The organism is Streptomyces sp. NPDC045026 (assembly GCF_056432625.1).
The window spans coordinates 100,263-115,127 of sequence record NZ_JBWKIS010000020.1; the positions used below are offsets into that span (position 1 = coordinate 100,263).

The following is a 14,865-nucleotide window of genomic DNA, read 5'->3' on the forward strand; positions in this document are numbered from 1 at the left end:
CGTACGACGCGGTCAGTGCGCGTCGAGAGTGACCGTGAACGAGAACCGGTCGCCGCGATAGTGGATGACGGCGACATCCAGCGGCCGGCCGTCCTCGTCGTAGGTGACGCCCGTGTAGTGCAGGATCGGGCTGAGCAGCGGAACTTGGAGGAGCCGGGCCGTCTCCGGGTCCGCGAGCCGGGCCTCGACGGTGTCGGTGATCCGGCTGATGCGCACGCCGACGACGTCGCGCAGCACCTTCGTCATCGGCCAGCGCACCAGGTCGTCCAGGTCGACGCGGTCGGCGAGGTCGGCCCTGATGTAGTTGCGTGCGTGGTTCGTCGGCTCGCCGGTCTTCTCGTCGCAGCGCAGCCGGTGGTACGTCGCCACGGTCTCGGCCCCCGGGAAGTGCTCGGCGAGCGCTCCGGGCACCGGCACCGGGCCGTGGCCCAGCAGTTCGGTCGTCATGCCGGACTGCTGGGCCACGATGGCGTCGACCGAACCGAGCAGGCGCACCGGCGCTCCCCGCAGTGCGGCCGGTTCGATGAAGGTGCCGCGCCTGCGGTGCCGGGTGATGAGTCCCTCGTCCTCCAGCTCCTTGAGCGCCTGCCGCATGGTCAGGACGCTCACCCCGTAGTGCCCCGCGAGCTGTTCCTCGGTGGGCAGGCGCAGCGGGTCGTCGGGGGAGCGCCCGAGTATCGAGGCGCGCAGGGACTGCGACACCTGATACCAGAGCGGCAGCTTGCGGTTCAGGACGATCGAGTCCGGGGCGAAAGAGGTCACGGGGCTATCCGTATCGGTCGGGCGCGTTCAGTGCAACGGCTCAGGGCGACGGCTCAGTCCGACGTCCTGAAGTGCCGTTCGAGGCCGCTCCACACGTCGTCGTAGCCGCGCTGGAGGTGATCGGCCTGCGCCGCCTGGGCGGTCGCGGTCACCGGCCACCGGGTCTCGAACATGAAGGCGAGCCCGTCGTCGACCTTCTGCGGCCTGAGCTCGGCGGCCGACGCCTTGTCGAACGTCTCACGGTCCGGTCCGTGCGCCGACATCATGTTGTGCAGCGAACCGCCGCCCGGAACGAAGCCTTCAGCCTTGGCGTCGTAGGCCCCCTCGATCAGACCCATGTACTCGCTCATCACGTTCCGGTGGAAGTACGGCGGCCGGAACGTGTCCTCGCCGACCAGCCAGCGCGGCGCGAACACGACGAAGTCCACGCCCGCGAGCCCCGGGGCGTCGCTCGGCGAGGTGAGGACCGTGAAGATCGACGGATCCGGGTGGTCGTAGCTGACCGACCCGATGACATTGAAACGGCGCAGGTCGTAGACGTACGGGACATGGTTGCCGTGCCAGGCGACGACATCGAGCGGCGAGTGGTCGTACGTGGCGCGCCAGAGGTTTCCGCAGAACTTGTTCACCACCTCCACCGGCCCTTCGGTGTCCTCGTACGCGGCGACGGGGACCATGAAGTCACGGGCGTTGGCCAGGCCGTTGGCGCCGATCGGGCCCAGGTCGGGCAGGCGGAAGGGGGAGCCGTAGTTCTCGCAGACGTAGCCGCGGGCCACGGCGTCGAGGAGCTCGACGCGGAAGCGGACTCCGCGCGGGATCAGCGCGACGTGGCCGGGCTCCACGTGCAGCAGGCCGAACTCGGTGCGCAGCAGCAGGCCACCGCGCTCCGGGACGATCAGGAGCTCGCCGTCCGCGTCGCTGAACACCCGGTCCGTCATGGAGGAGTTGGAGTGGTAGAGGTGCACGGCCATACCGGTGCGCTGGGTCGCGTCCCCGTTCCCGCCGAGGGTCCACAGGCCCGCCAGGAAGTCCGTGCCGGGGGCCGGCTCGGGCAGCGGGTTCCAGCGCAGCCGGTTGGGGTCGGGGACGGACTCGGTGAAGGGGGCGGTGCGCAGCGCGCCGTTGTCCGTCCGTACGAACTGCGGGTGCGCGGCCGACGGGCGGATCCGGTACAGCCACGAACGCCGGTTGTGCGCCCTCGGCTCGGTGAACGCGCTGCCGCTCAGCTGCTCGGCGTACAGACCGAGCGGGGCGCGCTGCGGCGAATTGCGTCCGTGGGGCAGAGCGCCGGGCACCGCCTCCGAGCTGTGCTCGTTGCCGAAGCCCGAGAGGTGGGCAAGTCCCTCGGCGGTCTTCCTCGCGTCACGCATGTCGCTCCCTCGTCCATGATTCCTATGCTCAACCGTAGGATTCCCTCTTTCCTCGCGCAAGAGCGCACTGCGAAGCTGAACAGTCCTCTACTCTCCGGTTCATGCCCTGGACGCCGCCCGTGGATCCCGTGACCAACTCCGCGTCCCTGCGCCGCGCCCCCGTCCAGCAGCGCAGCGCCGAACGCCTGAGCCGGATACTCGACTCCTGCGCGGAGCTGCTCGACGAAGGCGGCTACGACGAGCTCAGCACCCGGGCCGTGGCGATCCGCGCCGGGGTGCCCATCGGCTCCGTCTACCGCTTCTTCGGCAACAAGCGCGCCCTCGTCGACGCCCTCGCCGAGCGCAATCTGCAGCACTACGCCGAGCGGATCGCCGGGCGCCTCGCGGGGATCCCTGCGGCCGACTGGCGCGGCGCGATGGACGCCGTCCTGGACGAGTACCTCGGCATGAAGCGCACAGTTCCCGGCTTCTCCCTCGTGGACTTCGGCAACCAGATTCCCGTCGGCGCGCCCGATGCCGGCCCCAACCACCGCCTCACCGACCGCCTCACCGAGCTGCTCGCCGTCCACCTCGACCGCACGCCCGACGACACCCTGCGCCGCACGTTCCTGGTGGCCGTCGAGTCGGCGGACGCCCTGGTCCGCCTCGCGTTCCGGCTCGACCCGGCGGGCGACGAGAACGTCATCGCGGAGACGCGGGAGCTTTTGCGGGCGTATCTGGCGCGGGCGCTGGACTGATCCGGGGACCCGGCGGGGGCGGGTAGCGGAGCCCGGAACATCCCCACCGGCCGCCCTGATCGCCACCCAACCCCGTGATCTGGAGTTTTGCGCTTATTGCTCGCACGTCAACATCTTGTTAACGCCGTTGTGCGCGCCCTAACGTCTCGCTGACCGCAAGGCCCCGGTGGAAGTTCAAGGGCGAACGTTAGGTATCCACATGTTGACCATCCTCGGCTTCGGCATGATTGCCACCTTCCTGGTGCTGATCATGATGAAGAAGGTGTCGCCGATCGCGGCGCTCGTGCTCATTCCGGCTCTCTTCTGCGTCCTTGTGGGCAAGGGAGCCAAGCTCGGCGACTACGTCGTCGCGGGCATCGGTGATCTCGCGCCCACGGCGGCGATGCTGATGTTCGCGATCGTCTACTTCGGTCTGATGATCGACGTCGGCCTCTTCGACCCGATCGTGCGCGGCATCCTGAAGTTCGCGAAGGCCGACCCGGTCCGCATCGTCGTCGGCACCGCCGTCCTCGCGGCGATCGTCTCCCTCGACGGAGACGGCTCCACCACCTTCATGATCACCGTCTCGGCGATGTACCCGCTGTACAAGCGCCTCAAGATGAGCCTGATCGTGATGACCGGTGTCGCCGCGACCGCGAACGGCGTCATGAACACGCTGCCCTGGGGCGGCCCCACCGCCCGCGCCGCGACCGCGCTGAAGCTCGACGCCAGCGACATCTTCGTGCCGATGATCCCGGCGCTCGCCGTCGGTCTGCTCTTCGTCTTCGCCCTCGCCTACGTGCTCGGCCGCCGCGAGCGCAAGCGCCTCGGCTACCTGTCCCTCGACGAGGTCACCGAGACCGTCACGGAGACCTCCGACGAGAAGGTGCTCGTGGGCGCCGGGGCCTCCGGCGGTAAGGGTTCCGGCTCCGGTTCCGGTTCCGGCAAGAAGGCCTCCGGCGGCGCCGGTACGGGCTCCGGCCCGGCCGCGCCCTCGTACGAGAACGAGGACGGCGAGACCTTCGCGGCCCTCGACCCGAACCGCGCCACCCTGCGTCCCAAGCTCTACTGGTTCAACGCGCTCATGACGGTCACGCTGCTCACCGCGATGATCATGGAGTGGCTGCCGATCCCGGTCCTGTTCATCCTCGGCGCCGCGCTCGCCCTCACGGTGAACTTCCCGCACATGCCCGATCAGCGAGCCCGCATCGCCGCCCACGCCGAGAACGTCCTGAATGTCTCCGGCATGGTCTTCGCCGCCGCCGTCTTCACCGGCGTCCTCCAGGGCACCGGCATGGTCGACCACATGGCCAAGTGGGTCGTCGGCGGGATCCCCGACTGGATGGGCCCGCACATGGCCCTCGTCACCGGCGTCCTGTCCATCCCGTTCACGTACTTCATGTCGAACGACGGCTTCTACTTCGGCATCCTGCCCGTCCTCGCCGAGGCCGGTAACGCGCACGGCGTCTCCACCCTCGAGGTCGCCCGTGCCTCCCTCATCGGCCAGCCGCTGCACATGTCGAGCCCGCTCGTCCCCGCCGTCTTCGTCCTCGTCGGCATGGCCAAGGTCGAGTTCGGCGACCACACGAAGTTCACGGTCAAATGGGCCGCGCTCACCGCACTGGTGATGCTCGGCGCCGGATTCCTCTTCGGGATCCTCTGACCTCGATGAGTCTCACCACAGAGCCCGGCAGGAGAAGCTGGCTGCTCCGCCTCGTCATCGCCTTCAGCTTCGCGCAGGGGGCGGTGTCGATGGCGCGGCCCGCCGTCTCCTACCGGGCTCTGGCGCTCGGCGCGGACGAGCGCGCGATCGGTGTGATCGCGGGCGTGTACGCGCTCCTTCCGCTGTTCGCGGCCGTGCCGCTGGGCCGCCGCACCGACCACGGCCGGTGCGCGCCCCTGCTGCCCGTCGGTGTCGTCCTCATCGCCGGCGGCTGCGCGCTCAGCGGCACGGCCGGCTCGCTCGCCGCGATGGCCGCGTGGAGCGGGGTGATGGGTCTTGGCCATCTGTCGTTCGTGATCGGCGCGCAGTCGATCGTCGCCCGGCAGTCGGCTCCGGCCGATCAGGACCGAAACTTCGGTCACTTCACGATCGGCGCGTCCCTCGGCCAGCTCATCGGGCCGATCGCCGCGGGCGCGCTCATCGGTGGGCCGGACCTGGGAGCCACGAGTGCGCTCGCGCTGCTCGTCGCGGCCGCCGTCGCCGCGGTCTCCTTCACCTCGCTGTGGCGCATCGAGCACCCTCGTACGACGACGGGTGCGGCCGCGCCTGCCGGGCCACGTGTGCCGGTCGGCCGGATTCTGCGCACCCGGGGTGTGCCCGGCGGCATTTTCATCTCGCTCGCGGTGCTGTCCGCGACCGACATCCTCACGGCGTATCTGCCGGTCGTCGGCGAGCACCGGGAGATCGCGCCGTCCGTCGTCGGTCTGCTGCTGAGCCTGCGGGCCGCCGCCACGATCGCCTGCCGGCTTGTCATGACGCCGATGCTGCGGCGTCTCGGCCGGGCGGCACTTCTCGCCACGACCTGTCTGGCCGCCGGGGTCATGTGTGCGGGGATCGCGCTGCCCGTGCCGGTGTGGGCGCTCGCGCTGATGCTTGCCGTGCTCGGGTTCTGCCTGGGGGTCGGGCAGCCGCTTTCGATGACGACGGTGGTTCAGGCGGCGCCTGACGAGGCGCGGTCCACGGCGCTCGCGCTGCGGCTCACCGGCAATCGGCTGGGGCAGGTGGCGGCGCCGGCCGCCGCCGGTCTTGTGGCGGGTGTTGCCGGGGTTGCGGCGCCGTTCCTGATGCTGGGTGTGTTGCTGGTGGGGGCGGCGGGGGTTGGTCTGCGGGGTGGGGGTGGGGGGTCCTCCGGGCGGGGTCTCTTCCCCAAGCCCGCCCCTTCCCGAACCGCTGCTCCGCCCCGGACCCCGCTCCTCAAACGCCGGAGGGGCTAGCTACGCCCCAGTGCTGCTTGCGCGCGGCCGTGTATGGCCCTGGCCTCCGCCTCCGCCAGGCGTTCGCCTGCCTCGTGGGCGCGGGTGGCCTCGGCCTCGGCAATGGTTGCGGCTTGGGCCGGGCGGCCCGCCTCCAAGTGGGCCCAGGCCGTGAGATGTCCCGCGTCCGTCGCGCCGGCCAGCAGGGCCAGTGCCTCCTCGGGACGGCCCCGGCGCACGCCCAACTCGGCTCGGGCCAGCCGTACTTCCTGCTGGGCCTGCCGGTCGCCCTGCGCATCGGCGGTACGGCCCGCGCGGTCCAGGAGGGCGGCGCAGGACTCCGCGTCACCCGACCGCATCCGTACCCGCGCCAGCGCGGCCAGCGCATACGGCGCGCACCAGCCCGTGTGCGGCTCCGACTCGCGTACGGCGTCCTGCGCGAGGTCGAGCGCCGCGTCGTACTCCTCCAGGAGCAGATGGAGTTCGGCGAGATTGGCCCGCTCGAAGGCCGCCGCCGTCGGGTCGCCGGAGCGCTCGGCGAGCGCGAGGGCGCGCTCGCCCGTCGTGATGGCCTCCCGCAGTCGCCCCGACCGGCGCGCGTGCTCCCGCAGGACGGAGAGGACCGAGCCGAGCAACTGCGGATCCCCGTACGCCTCCGCGTGCGGCAGCGCACGGTCCGCGACCGGTCTGGCCTGCGTGAAGCGCCCGGCGAGTGCCAGCGATGTGGCCTGCGTGGCGAGCGAACGTCCGAGCAGGCCGCGCTGCTCGGGACCCGTCACCCGTAGCGCCGCCGCGTGCGCTGCTTCTCCCGCGGTGACGGCTTCCGGGTAGCGCCCGGTGACGAAGCACAGGATCGAGCGGGCGAGATGGTGCGCGGTGGCCGCCTCGGGCGCGGTGCCGGCGGCGGGCGGCGCCGCGTCGAGGAGGGCGAGCCCCTCCTCCGTGGACCGGGTCTTCGCGAGGACCTCGCCGAGCCGGGCCGAGGCGAGGACGCGCCCGTCCGCATCGCCGCGGCGCGTCACGTCGTCGAGCGCCTCGCGCAGCACCCGCGCCGCGTCCTCGTACCGAGCCATGCGGCGCAGTACGGCCGCCCGGTCGATCCTGGCCCGCGCCGACTCGGCGGCGAACTCGTCGAGACGGTCGGTGAGCTGGGCGTAGTAGTGGTCCGCGGTGTCGTTCGCGCACAGGGCGGCGGCCCGCTCGGCGGCCTGCCGGAGGTAGCCGGTGGCGCGCGGGTCGTCGGCGCGCGTCAGATGGGCGGCGAGCGTGTCCACGGCGTCGGGCCTGCGCCGTAGCACGGCCTCCGCGTACGCCGAGTGGAGGAGGCGGCGGCGGGCGGCGGAGAGGCGCTCGTAGCAGGTGAGGCGTACGAGGGGGTGGCGGAAGGTGAGGCCGGGCACGCCCCGCCCGTCGGCGACGACGTCCCGCTCGGAGAGCACCGACGCCGCGACGGCCGCGTCGGCACCGGAGGTCGCCTCGGCGACCGACAGCGACGGGTGCAGGCCGGCGCTCGCCACGTCGAGAACCTCGGCGAGCGCCGCGTCCCCGCCGGCCACCGCCACGGCCTCCACGACCCGCCGCGCGGCGGGCCCGAGCCGCGCGAGCCGGGCGGCCACCAACTGCCGTACGCCATAAGGAGTCTGAGGCTCGAAGCCGCCGGCCCTCGCTCCCGCGTCCGAGCCGAGCCCGCTGCCGCGCTCGTCTCCATCGGTGCCGAATCCGCTGCCGCGCCCGCCTCTGTCCGTGCCGAGCCCGCGCCGGTCCCCGTCCGTCCCGAGCCCGCCCTCGCGCCCATCCCCGAGCGCCCGCGCCAGTTCCAGGGCGAAGAGGGGGTTGCCCAGCGAGAGGTCCCAGACCCGCTCGGGCACGTCGGACCCGGTCGGTAGGCCCAGCACGTCCGCTGCCAGGGTCAGGCAGTCGTCGCGGCCCAGGCGGGCCAGGTCCACATGGCGCGCGAGCCGCTGCCGTACGAGCGAGTCGAGGCCGGAGCGGCGCGGGTCGGTCTCGGTGAGTTCCTCCGCCCGGTACGTCACCACGAAGCGCAGTGCCCCGCGGGCGGCCCTGGCGCGCCGGGCCAGATGCCCGAGCAGCTGGAACGAGCCCGCGTCGGCGGCGTGCAGATCGTCGAGGACGACCAGGACGGGCGCGGTCTCCGCGAGGTCGCCGAGGAACCCCGCCGCTGCCCGGAAGAGCCGCTCACGCTCCTCCTCGGGGCTGCGTTCCGCGCCGCCGCCCGCCTGTCCCAACGACGGGAGAAGTGAGGCGAGTTCGGGATACTCGGCGCCCGCCATGGCGCGCTCCGCGGGCGGCCGGTCGGCGAGCCATCCGTCGAGGGCCTCGACGAACGCCCCGAACGGCGTGTGCCCCTCCGCGTCGTGCCCCGCGCCCCACAGCACGGCCGCGCCCTCGCCCGCCGCGCGGAGCGCCGCCTCCGTCACGAGCCGCGTCTTACCGAGCCCCGCCTCACCCCCGACGAGCTGTACGGGCGGCGCGTCGGGCGCGAGCAGCAGCCCGAGCGCCGCCTCGCGCCCGCGCAGGGGTGCGGGGGCCGGGCCGCGCAGCACGGCGGGCGGTGCGAAGCCTCCGGTGGGCCGGGCCACCGGGGGCGCGGCGTTGCCGCCGTCGAGGGCGAGCAGATGGAGCCGCTCGGTCTCCGGGCCCGGCCGCACGCCGAGTTCGGCGTCCAGGGACTCCCGGCAGGCGTGGAACTGGCGCACGGCCTGCCGCCGGAGCCCTTGCCGCAGATAGGCGCCGATGAGGAGCTGATGGGCGCGCTCGTCGGCCGGGTTCTCGTCCAGGGCCCGCCGGGCGACCGCCGCTGCCTCCTCGGGTGCGCCCTCTTCGAGGAGTGCCTCGGCGAGCGCGATGCGCAGCCGCTCGGACACCACGGCCAGCTGTTCGCGCCGGGCCTCGGCCCAGGGGGCGTACCGGTCCTCGGGCAGCAGCTCACCGGTGAACGCCTCGAGCGCGGTGCCGAGCTGAGAGGAGGCGCCTGCTTCGAGCGCTTTGTGCGCCAGGTGTTCCGCGTGGTCCGCGTCGATCCACACCGCGCGCGGATCGAGCCGGAGCAGCGCCCCGTCGGCGGTGAGGTACGACGACGTGGCGCGCGGCGCGAGCTCCGGTTCCAGGGCGCGGCGCGCGGCGTGGAGGGCGACGCGCAGGCTGCCGAGCGCGGCGGACGCGTCGGCGTCGGGCCAGCAGATGTCCATGGCCTGCTCGCGGTGGAGGCTGTGGCCGGGGGAGACCGCGAGGAGTTTGACGAGGGCGCGGGCGCTGGGGCGCGGCCACCGCTCGGCGAGTTCGGGCCCGCCGTCGCGAGTCACCCGGAACCCGCCGAAAAGGTGCAGGCGCAGCAGTGGGGGAGCGGGCTGTGTGCCGTGGTTCGTGCCGTCCGCGCCCATAAGGGCGCACTTTAATCCCCGTCTTCGGGCAGACCGCAGTCCCCCCGAACGGATGTCCGGGGGGACTGCGGCGATGGCGACGGTCAGGAGAGTGTGTTCACCGTCAGCTGGGAGATCGCGGTGAACGGGTTGAGGTACCGGCCGCCGAGCAGCTCGGTCGTCCGGTCGAAGCCCGTCTCGTCGAAACCGAGGTTCACGAGTTCGTCGACGCCGTCACCGTTCAGGTCGCCGGAGAAGTACTCCCGGGCGCCTATGAGGGTGATGTCGCCGATGCCGTCGGGGTAGTTGTGCCCCGCCGTCAGCACGGCGGGGTCCCACAGGTAGGCGCCCGCCTGGGTGCCGCCGATCAGGAGGCGACGTTCGCCGGGCCCCGTGAGGAACCCACCGGTCTCCACGGTCGGCAGCGTGTAGATCGAGAAGTCCTGGCCGCCGGCGGCATAGGTGCGGAACGACGCGGTCCCCGCGAGGTTCAGCCCCTCCGGCCCGGTGAAGTAGTTCCCGAGCGACCATGCGCCGCCGGCCATGCCCTGGTGGAGGACCTCACCCGTGCGGCTGTCGCGGATCTCGACGATGTTGCTCAGGCCGGTCGCGTCCGGCGCGCCCGAAGCGGTCGTCGAGGTCGCTCCCATCCAGGTGTAGACGACCGCGTGCCCGTCGGCGTACGGGATCTTCGGCGAGGTGAAGACGCCCCGGCTCAGGACGGCGCCGTAGAGCTTGCCGTCGGCGCTGTCGGCCGGGGCCTTCGGCGAGGCGGTCCAGCGCACGGTGCCCTTCTTGGCGTCGAGTGCGACGCCGTCGACCACGGGCGAGTCCTTGTCGAGGGAGTCGCTGCTCGTGTACTGCGCGTACACCCGGCCCTCACCCACCGCGGGGTCGCCGAAGACGACACTGCCCGCGTCGGCGGGCGCCGCGTACGTCCACAGCTTCGAGCCGTTGCCGCGGTAGGCCCGCAGCGCGTCCGTGGGCACGAGGATGTCGGCGCGCCGGTCGCCGTCGAGGTCGGCGACCGTCACGGAGCGGACGAACTGCCCGTTCCCGTCGATGCGTTCGAGGACCTTGCCGGTGCGGCCGTCGATGACGGCGACGGCCGTGTCCGCGGCGACCACGAAGTCGGCGTGGCCGTCACCGTTGACGTCACCCTTCTCGATCCGGTGGACCTGGCCCGGGACGGTGGCTTTCCACAGGAGCTTCGGCTTGCCCGCGGTCAGCGACGGGCCCGAGTACGCCCACACGCCGTCGGACTTGCCGCCGACCACCAGGTCGTTCTTCTTGTCGCCGTCGAGGTCGGCCGAGGCCGAGGACCACAGGTCGCCCTGGAGCGGCAGCACGCCCTGCTGCCTGCCGTTGCCCAGCGCGTAGGTGTGGACGTTCTGGTTCTGGTCGACGGTGCGCACGTGCTGACCGCCGCCGTCGCGGTAGACCTGGGCGAACATCGGCGAGGCGCCGAGGCCCTTCTCCCGCCAGCGCACGTCGCCGCTGCCGGAGAACACGGTGAGCGAGGCGTACTGCCCGCCGCCGGGGTTCTCCGCCGAGTTCATGCCGGAGTCGTCCTGGGCTGTCGTCACGAGGCTGCCGTCGACGACGTCGAGGCTCCAAGCGCTCGGCCCGTCATGGCCGTTGTCGGCGGCGCGCTTGACGGTCGAGGACCACAGAAGGGTGGCCGGGTCGGTGCCGTCCACGACCCGGACGGTGTTGGAGTTGATCCACAGGTACGGGTCGAGCGTGGACTCGCTGACCACGTACTCGGGCTTCCGGTCGCCCCGCAGGTCACCGATCGTCATGTCGGTGGGCAGCGCGTTGATCCGGGTGTCGAGCGTGGTCCGCTTGCCGTCGGCCAGGGAGTAGGAGTCGATCTCGTACTTCATGCCGTCGTTCGGGTCGGACTGCTCCAGGGCCACGAGCCGTCCGCGCGCGGTGTCCAGGTGCAGCTGGCGCGAGTAGAGAGCGCTGTCCGACTGCCACTTGACCTTGCCGTCCGCGGTGTCGAGCACGAGGGTGTGCCCGCTGCCCGCCGCCGTGGCGGTCCTGCGCTGGTTGTACGAGGCGGCGAGCAGACCGCCGCCGAGGTCCTCCAGAGCGCCCCAGGCCGTGCCGGCGCGCACCGAAGTGTCGTGCGTCCACGTGTCGGCGGGGTTCAGCGCCCCGTCGGCGTACGAGAAGCGGATGCCGGAGACGGTGGCGGTGGCGTCGGACGGGGAGTTGAGGTTGTAGTAGGGCGCGTCCGCGACGACGAGCGTCTTGCCGACGAGCTTCACGTTGTAGGCGTACGCGTACAGCTTCGACCACAGCGTCTTGCCGGTCTTCCCGTCGAGGACCGTGACGAAGGTGCCGTTGGGGAGCGACGAGCCGGGCGAGGTGAACGGGCGGTACGGGCTCACACCGACACTCGCGGAGAACACCACGTCGTCCACGCCGTCACCGGTCAGGTCGCCGGTCACGTACCCCTGGTCGGAGGCGGGCGTGAACGGGCTGACCGCGTTGTAGCCCATCACGATGCGCGCCGGGTACGGCTCGGTCTGCCAGGGCCGGGAGTTCTTGACGCCCCAGTCCGCGTACAGGGAGGCGTTGTCGCGCCGCCACAGGGCGGTGCCGTCGGCCTTGCTGCGCTGGACGCTGCCGAGACTGTGCAGGGTGAAGTATTCGCCGCCCTTGCCTCCGGCGGGGACGGTGGCGGCCAGGCCGCGCACGCCCTCCAGCGTGGACTTGGTGGAGATGGTGACGGCGCCGGCGGTGTCGGTACCGGTGCCTTCGTCGAGGTGGGAGCCGGAACCCTGGTCGTCCGTACCGGAGGTGCCGGAGCCCTCGGTCGCGCCCTGCGGGTCGACCGTCGCGCGGTCGGCGTCCGCGTAGGCGTCGAGCTGGGCGTGGTCCGCCAGCTTCTCGGCCTGGCTGTCGGTCAGCGTGAGAAGGGAACTGCCGTCGTCGTCGGCCAGGGCGGGCGGCGCGGCGCTGAGCGCCAGGCCGGCCGCGACCAGCGCGGAGGCGAGCCGCAGCGCCCGCCGGGAGTTGATTCTCATCACTTGGTCCCCTGCGCGATACGGATGGCGGCCTGGTCCTTGAGGACCGGCTTGTTGAAGGAGAACTGGAGGGCGTCGGTGCCGGACTGGTTCTCGATGCCGACGGTGGCGCTCGCTCCGGCGCCCGGCACGGACCGGTACTGGAGGGTGACGGCGCCGGTGGCCTCGTCGAAGACGGCCTCGAAGGTGACGCGGCCGGAACGCCCGTCGGCGAAGGCGGCGTTGTTCCAGACGACGGCGAACTTCCGGCTGCCGGACGTCCCCGTGGTCGAGGTCTGCACGCTGGACTTCTTGTCCACGGTCAGGTCGTCCCAGAAGGCGGCGACGGTGCCGTTGGGCTTGTCCACCGACGGGAGCGCGACGTTGTCGTAGTCCCCGAGGCGCGGCTCGAGGAAGTTGACCAGGCCGTTCGTGGTGACGCTCGCGGTGGAGTAGGAGACGCCGTACAGCTTCACGGGGAAGGGCAGCGCGATCGTCTTCGCGTCCTCGTCACCGCTGAGCGCGACCTTGCCGCTGCCGGCGATCCAGGAGTACGTCCCCGGGGTGCAGCTGTTGCCCGCGGCGTCGGAGCGCGCGGGGAGGCGGGCGGTCAGTGTCTCGTCGCCGTCGACGGCGAGGGCGCCGCTGTAGACGCCGTTGCACAGGACGGGCGCGGTGGGTGTGGCGGTCAGGGTGTACGAACCCTCCGCCACCTTCGGCAGGGTGAAGCGGCCGGATGTGTCCGTGGTGACGGAGGCGACGGGCGTGCCCGCGACCTGGACGGTGGCCTTGGCGAGGGGCTTGCCGGTGACGTCGAGGACGGTGCCGGACACGGCGTGCGAGGCGACCGCGTTCAGGGTGAAGTCCTCGGTGGCCTGCTCGCCGGTGGTGACGGTGACGCCCGAGGCGGAGCCGTTCGCGTAGCCGTAGCCGCTGAGGGCGAAGTCGTACGTGCCTGCCGGGAGCGTGAGCCGGTAGGTGCCGTCGGCCGAGGTCGTGACCGTGCGGGTCGAGGCGGAGCCCGTGGCCTTCACGGTGACGCCGGAGAGCGCGGCTCCGGTCGCCTTGTCGGTGACCTTGCCGGTGACGACGGCCGCCGTGTGCGGGGCCTTGTCGACGGAGGCGAAGATGTCGAGCTTGCCCTCGCCCCACACGTTGTTGGCGCCGGCGGTGCCGCCGCAGTGCGTGTCGTCGACGTCGACGGCTCCCTCGTCGAGGAGCTTGCGCGTCGCGTCGATGTCGCCGATGAGGGAGGGGGCCGACGCCCACAGCAGGGCGACAGCGCCCGCGACGTGCGGTGTCGCCATCGACGTACCGGAGATCGACTTGTAGGTGTTGCCCGGCCAGGTGGAGCGGACGTTGACGCCGGGGGCCGAGATGTTCGGCTTCATCGAGCCGTCGAGGCGGGACGGTCCGAAGCCGGAGAAGTCGGCGATCTTCCCGTTCACGTCGTACGCGCCGACGCCGTACGCCGGTGCCTGCGAGCCCGGCGCGTGGCCGGTCGAGCAGGTCACGCCGTCACCGTCGTTGCCGGAGGCGAACGCCTCGAAGATCCCGGCCGCGTTCCACGCCTCGACGATGTCCTGGTAGAACGTCGTGTCGCCGCCGCCCCAGGAGTTGTTCACGATGTCGGGGGCGAGGTCGGGGCGCGGGTTCTGGCCGTTGTGGTCGGTCGGGGCGAGGATCCACTGGCCCGCCGCGAGCAGCGAGGCGTCCGAGCAGGAGCTGGACTCGCAGCCCTTGGCCGCGATCCACTTCGCGCCGGGCGCGACACCGACCCCGCCCGCGCCGACCATGGTGCCCATGGTGTGCGTGCCGTGGCCGTTGTTGTCACAGGGCGCCGAGGTGGGGCACTGTCCGGTCGGGTCGTACCAGTTGTAGTCGTGCGTGAAGGAGCCGTCGCCGTTGTTGCCGCGGTAGTTGGCCTTCAGCGCGGGGTGGTCGTACTGGACGCCCGAGTCGACGTTCGCGATGACGATGCCCTCGCCGCGGTCGTCGTACTGGTCCCAGACCTGGTCGGCCTTGATGTCCTTGACGCCCCACTCGGGGGCGACCGGGTCCGCGTCGGTGGCCGCGCCGGCCGTCGCGCGCTCCGTGGCGTCCAGCTTGTAGTGCTGCTCCTTGACGATCGAGGCGACGTCGGAGCGCTTCGCGAGCTGCGCCACGAGCTTCTTGTCGCCGGTTACCTGGACGGCGTTGACGATCCAGTAGTCCTGGTGCCCGACCCGCTCCTTGTCGAGGAACGACGTCAGCGAGCTCTGGCTCTCGGCGGCCTTGCCGCGCAGTGCGGAGAAGGCGGACTTGGCGCGCGAGGCGTGGGTGCGCTTGCCGCGCGCCGACGAGAGGTCTGCCTGGTCCTTGAGCACGACGAAGAACGAGGCGTCGCCGCCGTCGTCCACGGCGGCGCGCAGTGCGGAGTCCACCTTGGGCGACGGCGGCGCGGAATCGGCGGCGGCCGCCGCCGAGGGCAGCGGTCCGGTCAGCAGGGCGGCCGCGATCAGTGCGGCCGCCGCCCACGAATGGGGTCTCCCCTGTTCGAGCGAAGTCGAGAACTTGGGGAAGGGTCTGCGCCGGGGCGATCGTGACGGGTGCATCGGGGGTGATCCTCCGGGAACTCCGGGAACGGTACGGATGGCCCGGACGCTAGGGAGGCACCGTTACTGAGGAATTACTGGCAGGGTGACGGGGGTCTCTGGCGCCCAAA

8 protein-coding genes are annotated in these 14,865 nt (G+C 72.0%); 3 read left to right on the forward strand and 5 right to left on the reverse strand.

Going from position 1 to position 14,865, the window contains the following annotated elements; genetic code table 11:
* Positions 1-12: 12 nt before the first annotated feature.
* Positions 13-762, reverse strand: a complete 750-nt coding sequence (locus AC07EJ_RS32300) for a GntR family transcriptional regulator (RefSeq protein ID WP_389483468.1) — start codon at positions 760-762, stop codon at positions 13-15.
* Positions 763-815: 53 nt separating this feature from the next.
* Complete coding sequence (gene hmgA / locus AC07EJ_RS32305; protein WP_478885605.1) at positions 816-2,132, reverse strand: homogentisate 1,2-dioxygenase; 1,317 nt, start codon at positions 2,130-2,132, stop codon at positions 816-818.
* A gap of 101 nt (positions 2,133-2,233) precedes the next feature.
* Here hmgA and AC07EJ_RS32310 point away from each other — a divergent pair, with 101 nt between their 5' ends.
* From AC07EJ_RS32310 to AC07EJ_RS32320, 3 genes are all read left to right on the forward strand, one after another.
* Positions 2,234-2,869: a TetR/AcrR family transcriptional regulator gene (locus tag AC07EJ_RS32310; protein ID WP_393587301.1), complete on the forward strand. Its 636-nt coding sequence runs from the start codon at positions 2,234-2,236 to the stop codon at positions 2,867-2,869.
* 199 nt (positions 2,870-3,068) lie between these two features.
* Positions 3,069-4,511, forward strand: coding sequence for a CitMHS family transporter (locus AC07EJ_RS32315; RefSeq protein WP_393587299.1), 1,443 nt, complete (start codon positions 3,069-3,071; stop codon positions 4,509-4,511).
* Between the two features lie 5 nt (positions 4,512-4,516).
* Positions 4,517-5,785 carry an MFS transporter gene (locus tag AC07EJ_RS32320; RefSeq protein WP_478885606.1) on the forward strand — a complete coding sequence of 423 codons (1,269 nt, stop codon included), beginning with the start codon at positions 4,517-4,519 and terminating at the stop codon, positions 5,783-5,785.
* Here AC07EJ_RS32320 and AC07EJ_RS32325 read toward each other — a convergent pair.
* From AC07EJ_RS32325 to AC07EJ_RS32335, 3 genes are all read right to left on the reverse strand, one after another.
* Positions 5,782-9,165: an ATP-binding protein gene (locus AC07EJ_RS32325; protein WP_478885607.1), complete on the reverse strand. Its 3,384-nt coding sequence runs from the start codon at positions 9,163-9,165 to the stop codon at positions 5,782-5,784. The two genes, AC07EJ_RS32320 and AC07EJ_RS32325, sit on opposite strands and share 4 nt — an antisense overlap.
* An 83-nt stretch (positions 9,166-9,248) precedes the next feature.
* Positions 9,249-12,182 (reverse strand): FG-GAP-like repeat-containing protein, encoded by a 2,934-nt coding sequence (locus AC07EJ_RS32330; RefSeq protein ID WP_478885608.1) that lies wholly within the window; start codon positions 12,180-12,182, stop codon positions 9,249-9,251.
* Positions 12,182-14,755: a S8 family serine peptidase gene (locus AC07EJ_RS32335; protein ID WP_478885609.1), complete on the reverse strand. Its 2,574-nt coding sequence runs from the start codon at positions 14,753-14,755 to the stop codon at positions 12,182-12,184. The genes AC07EJ_RS32330 and AC07EJ_RS32335 overlap by 1 nt, the downstream gene beginning before the upstream one ends.
* Between the last annotated feature and the right edge of the window lie 110 nt (positions 14,756-14,865).

Excerpts from the sequence above, each read along its gene's own strand:
- AC07EJ_RS32335 (WP_478885609.1), bottom strand. The coding sequence starts at position 14,755 with ATGCACCCGTCACGATCGCCCCGGCGCAGACCCTTCCCCAAGTTCTCG.
- AC07EJ_RS32310 (WP_393587301.1), top strand. The coding sequence starts at position 2,234 with ATGCCCTGGACGCCGCCCGTGGATCCCGTGACCAACTCCGCGTCCCTG.
- AC07EJ_RS32320 (WP_478885606.1), top strand. The coding sequence starts at position 4,517 with ATGAGTCTCACCACAGAGCCCGGCAGGAGAAGCTGGCTGCTCCGCCTC.
- AC07EJ_RS32315 (WP_393587299.1), top strand. The coding sequence starts at position 3,069 with ATGTTGACCATCCTCGGCTTCGGCATGATTGCCACCTTCCTGGTGCTG.
- AC07EJ_RS32325 (WP_478885607.1), bottom strand. The coding sequence starts at position 9,165 with ATGGGCGCGGACGGCACGAACCACGGCACACAGCCCGCTCCCCCACTG.
- AC07EJ_RS32330 (WP_478885608.1), bottom strand. The coding sequence starts at position 12,182 with ATGAGAATCAACTCCCGGCGGGCGCTGCGGCTCGCCTCCGCGCTGGTC.
- hmgA (WP_478885605.1), bottom strand. The coding sequence starts at position 2,132 with ATGCGTGACGCGAGGAAGACCGCCGAGGGACTTGCCCACCTCTCGGGC.